Source organism: Saccharothrix hoggarensis (assembly GCF_042678885.1).
Classification (GTDB): Bacteria; Actinomycetota; Actinomycetes; order Mycobacteriales; family Pseudonocardiaceae; genus Actinosynnema; species Actinosynnema hoggarensis.
This window is the reverse complement of record NZ_JBHTLK010000346.1, coordinates 1-4,773: the sequence shown is the minus strand read 5'-3', so window position 1 is coordinate 4,773 and position 4,773 is coordinate 1. Positions and strand designations below refer to the sequence as shown.

Annotated in this window: 6 protein-coding genes; 1 reads left to right on the top strand and 5 read right to left on the bottom strand. The window is 74.0% G+C overall.

The annotated features are described in order from the left end of the window. The 5 genes from ACFQ3T_RS34310 to fabG form a co-directional block, all read right to left on the bottom strand. Nucleotides 1–649: hypothetical protein (locus ACFQ3T_RS34310; RefSeq protein ID WP_380729927.1), on the bottom strand; the 649-nt coding region annotated here is incomplete at its 3' end. 32 nt (nt 650–681) lie between these two features. After that, on the bottom strand, nt 682–1,155 hold the full coding sequence (locus ACFQ3T_RS34305) for a YcxB family protein (protein WP_380729925.1): 474 nt from the start codon (nt 1,153–1,155) through the stop codon (nt 682–684). Beyond that, nucleotides 1,152–2,180: a ferrochelatase gene (locus ACFQ3T_RS34300; protein ID WP_380729923.1), complete on the bottom strand. Its 1,029-nt coding sequence runs from the start codon at nt 2,178–2,180 to the stop codon at nt 1,152–1,154. The genes ACFQ3T_RS34305 and ACFQ3T_RS34300 overlap by 4 nt, the downstream gene beginning before the upstream one ends. 91 nt (nt 2,181–2,271) lie before the next feature. Beyond that, a complete protein-coding gene (gene fabI, locus ACFQ3T_RS34295; RefSeq protein WP_380729921.1) occupies nt 2,272–3,039 on the bottom strand; it encodes an enoyl-ACP reductase FabI in 768 nt (255 codons plus the stop codon). A 50-nt stretch (nt 3,040–3,089) separates the two neighbouring features. After that, a complete protein-coding gene (gene fabG / locus ACFQ3T_RS34290; protein ID WP_380729918.1) occupies nt 3,090–3,794 on the bottom strand; it encodes a 3-oxoacyl-ACP reductase FabG in 705 nt (234 codons plus the stop codon). A 93-nt stretch (nt 3,795–3,887) separates the two neighbouring features. Between fabG and ACFQ3T_RS34285 the strand changes: the two genes are divergently transcribed. Next, nucleotides 3,888–4,773 (top strand): FAD-binding oxidoreductase (locus ACFQ3T_RS34285; protein WP_380729916.1); only part of this gene is annotated, 886 nt, incomplete at its 3' end.

The window sequence follows — 4,773 nt, the reverse complement described above, 5'->3', positions numbered from 1 at the left end:
CGGACGCCGCCACGGTCAGGATCGCGGCCACCTCCGCGACCCGCTGGAGCACCCGCAGCGCCCGCGGCGGCATCCCGGCGGGCCAGTCCAGCTTCGCCTGGTCGGCGGACAGCGCGGCGATCTCCGCGCGCACGTTCGGCCGGTGCCGCGCCACGTCGAGGGTCACCAGCGCCGTGGCGGCCTCGCGCATCGCCGACGCCAACCCGTGCTCGGCCTCGCCGATCGGCACGTGCTCCGCGCCGGAGGAGGAGGGCAGGTCGAACACGGTCCACCGCAGCACGCCGTCGGCCACCAGGCTCGGCACGAGACCGACGCCGACGTCCGGCAGCACGGCGGCCTGCCCCGCGCGCAGCGCGCACTTGCCCAGCGCGCCGTTGCCGCCCAGCCCGCGCACGTCGCCGGGCACGGGCATCACCAGCCGGGCCGCGGTGGCGGAGGCGCGGCGCAACGACGCCAGCAGCAGGGCGGGACCGACCGGGGCCTCGTCGGGGCCGGGCAGGTCGAGCGCGGTCGCGGTGCCGTCGTCGTCGGCCACCACTTCGTGCAGCTCGGCCCAGAACCCCAGGGCGTCGAGGACGTCGTCTGCCGCGGCCGCTCCATGCAGCCAGGCCGACGTCCAGACGACCAGCGTCGCACTCGCACAGGACACGCCTGCCGAGGGTACGCGGGGCGGGTGACCGCTCAGGCCGCCGGGCCGACGCGGTCCACGAGCAGGGACCGGAACGTCGCCACCGCGTCGGCGTCGGCGAACGCGCGGTGCGGCACCGCGTACACGGCCGTGGTGTCGGTCTTGAGCACGAAGCCGCGCGCGGTCTCAGTCCAGCCGGGCAGCTCCGCCCAGCTCAGCTCGCTGCGGGCGGCATCGCCGACGGACATCCGCAGCGAGTGCGCGTCGGCCGTGCCGGTCACGGTCTTGGCGGCGAGCGGGTGGTTGTGGAAGTTCACCGCGGTGCCGACCGGCACGAGTGCGATGATGATCACAGCGAGGGCGAGCCCGAAGACGCCGGCCCACGTCATGCCCATCGCCAGCACGACGACGCCGAGCACGGCCAGGGCCGCGGCGAACCACGGCGCCCACCGGTACAGCGGCACGGCGATGCGCAGCGCGTCGCGCCAGTCCGCGGGCCGGGGCGACCAGCTGAAGTCCACGCTCACCGAGCCGTCCCCGCGGCGGGCCGCTTCGCCGGCTCGCAGCACAGCGGGGCGCAGAACGCGCCGTTCGCGGTGCACCCGGCGACCGGGAAGTCCGAGAGCTTGCGCTGCGGCGCGCCCGTCAGGTGCTCGGCGACCAGCTCGGCGACCAGCTCGGCGAACCGGGGGTCGTCGTTGGGGGTGGCGGCGCGGGCGAAGCCCATGCCCAGCTCCTGGGCGCGCTCGCGGGCCTCGGTGTCGAGGTCCCACACCACTTCCAGGTGGTCGCTGACGAACCCGATCGGGCAGACGACCACGTTGCGCACGCCCTTGTCGTACAGTGCCTCGACGTGGTCCACGATGTCCGGTTCCAGCCACGGGACCTGCGGCGGCCCGGACCGCGACTGCCAAACCACGTCGTGCTCCGGCGCGCCCACGGCGTCCGCGACCAGCCGGGACGCCTCGGCGACCTGCCGCGAGTACCGGTGGCCGCCCTCCTCGGGCGGTCCGGCGGCCTTGTCCGCCGACACCGGCACCGAGTGCGCGGTGAACACGAGGCGGTAGTCGGCGAAGTCGCGGGCGGCGGCGCGCACGGCGTCCGCGAACGACTCGACGAACAGCGGGTGGTCGAAGAACTGGCGCAGCTTCACGAGCTCGGGCGCGTCCGGCACGGCGGCGCGGGCCCGCAGGATGTCCTCGTCGTACTGGCGGCACGCCGAGTAGCCGCCGTAGGCGCTGGTCGGGAAGACGAGCGCGCGCGTGACGCCGTCGGCCTTCATCTCGGCGAGGGTGTCCTCGACCATCGGGTGCCAGTTGCGGTTGCCGAAGTAGACCGGCAGGTCGATCCGGCCGCGCACGGCGTCGATCGCGGCGCGGTTGAGCGCGTTGATCGGCGAGACGCCGCCGAAGTGCTGGTAGTGCTGCTCGACCTCGTCCAGCCGCTCGGGCGGCACACCTCGCCCCCTGGTCACGTTCTCCAGGAAGGGGCGGACGTCGTCGGGTCCTTCCGGTCCGCCGAAGGACAGCCAGAGCAGCGCGTCGTAACTCACCCCCACATCCTCGCGCCGATGGCCCCGCCCCGCGCAACCGGGTCGGCGTGATCGATCGCACGCCGACCCGGACTCCGTGCGCCGGGGACGGTCAGAGCCCCAGGAAGTGCACGCCGCCGTCCACGAACACCATCGAGCCGGTGGTGGCCGGGAACCAGTCGGACAGCAGGCCGCAGACGGACTGGGCGACCGGCGTCGGGTCGTTCACGTCCCAGCCGAGCGGGGCCTTCTCGCCCCACATGGCCTCCAGGTCCGCGAAGCCGGGGATCGACTTGGCGGCCATGGTGCGCACCGGGCCGGCCGAGATGAGGTTGACCCGGATGCCCTGCGGGCCGAGGTCGCGCGCCAGGTAGCGGTTGATCGACTCGAACGCCGCCTTCGCCGCGCCCATCCAGTTGTAGGCGGGCCACGCCTGGCGGGCGTCGAAGTCGAGGCCGACCACGGACGCGCCGCGGCCCATCAGCGGCAGCGTGGCCTGCACCAGCGCCTTGTACGAGTACGCGGAGACGTGCATGGCGGTGGCCACGTCCTCCCACGGCGCGTCCATGAACGGCGCGCCGAGGCACGACGGCGGCGCGTAGCCGATGGCGTGCACGACGCCGTCGAGGCCGTCGACGTGCTCGCGGACCCGGTCGGCCAGCGTGTCCAGGTGCTCCTGGTTCTGCACGTCCAGCTCGACCACCGGCGCGGGCTGGGGCAGGCGCCTGGCGATGCGCTCCACGAGGCTCATCCGGCCGAAGCCGGTGAGCACGACCTGGGCGCCCTGCTCCTGCGCGACCCTGGCCACGTGGAAGGCGATCGACGCGTCCGTGATCACGCCGGTGATCAGCAGCCGCTTGCCTTCGAGCAGTCCCGTCACTGAAACGTCCTCCGAGATGTTGTGCTGGTGGTGGAGAGCCGGTGGGCCGTTCAGTGCCCCATGCCGAGGCCGCCGTCGACCGGCAGCACCGCGCCGGTGATGTAGGCGGCGGCGTCGGAGGCGAGGAACGTGACGGCGGCGGCGATCTCGTCGGTGGTGCCGTAGCGGCCCGACGGCACCTGGGCGAGGATCTGGTTCTTCCGCTCCTCGGGCAGCGCGTCGGTCATGTCCGTGGTGATGAACCCCGGCGCGACGACGTTCGCGGTGATGTTGCGGGAGCCCAGCTCGCGGGCGATCGAGCGGGCCACGCCGACCAGGCCCGCCTTGCTGGCCGCGTAGTTGACCTGGCCCGCGCCGCCGGTCAGGCCGACGACGGACGAGATGAACACGATCCGGCCGTAGCGCTTGCGCAGCATGCCGCGCGACGCGCGCTGGGCCACCCGGAACGCGCCGGTCAGGTTGGCGTCGAGGACGCGGGTGAACTGGTCGTCGGTCATCCGCAGCAGGAGGGTGTCGTCGGTGATGCCGGCGTTGGCCACGACCACCTCGACCGGCCCGTGCGCGGCCTCCACCTCGGCGAACGCGGCGTCGACCTCGGCGGAACTGGTCACGTCGCACTTGACGCCGAGCAGGCCCTCGGGCGCGCCGGAGCCGCGGTGGGTCACCGCGACCTTGTCGCCCTGCGCGGCGAACGCCCGCGCGATCGCCAGACCGATGCCCCGGTTGCCGCCGGTGACCAGAACGGACCTCGACACACTTGCTCCCATCGCTGCTGGTTGATGCGGGCGAGGCTATCTGCTACCCCCAAGTACGCCACCATCGGCCGGTGGTGGATCACAATCGGTCCCGTGACCGGTTTCGCGGATCGACTCCGGGCCGAGGTGGACGGCGACGTGCTCGCCGACCCCGCCGGCCGCGCCCTCTACTCCACCGACGCCTCCAACTACCGCCACGTGCCGGTGGCGGTGGTGAGGCCCAGGTCGGTGGACGGGGTGGTGGCCGCGGTCGCGGTCGCGGTCGAGCACGGCGTGCCGATCACGAACCGGGGCGCGGGCACGTCGATCGCGGGCAACGCGGCGGGCGCGGGGCTGGTGATCGACTTCTCCCGGTACCTCGACCGGGTGATCTCGGTGGACCCGGTCGAGCGACTCGCGGTGGTGCAGCCGGGCGTGGTGCTGGACCGGCTCAACGACGCGGCGCGGCCGCACGGGCTGGTGTTCGGGCCGGACCCGTCCACGCACTCGCGGTGCACGCTCGGCGGCATGATCGGCAACGACGCGTGCGGCGCGCACTCCGTCGCGTGGGGCAAGACCAGCGACAACGTGCAGGCGCTCGACGTGCTGCTGGCTGACGGCCGCCGGTTCGACACGCGCACTCCCCCGCCGCTGGACCTGCCGGACGTCGACCCGGCGTGGTTCCCGGCGCTGGACCGGCGCGTGTCGGGGTACCGGCTGGACGCGCTGCCGGACCTGACCAGGGCGTTGGTCGGCTCGGAGGGCACGTGCGCGACCGTGCTGGGCGCGACCGTGCGGCTGGTGGAGTCGCCGCCGCGGCGGGTGCTGGCGGTGCTGGGGTTCGACGGCCCGTACGACGCCGCCGACCTGGCCCCTGCGCTGCGCGAGCTGGACGTGCTGACGATCGAGGGCCTGGACGAGCAGCTGGCGCGGGCGGCGGGCGAGTCGCGGCGGCTGCTGCCGCCCGGGCGGAGCTGGCTGTTCGTGGAGGCGGCCGAGG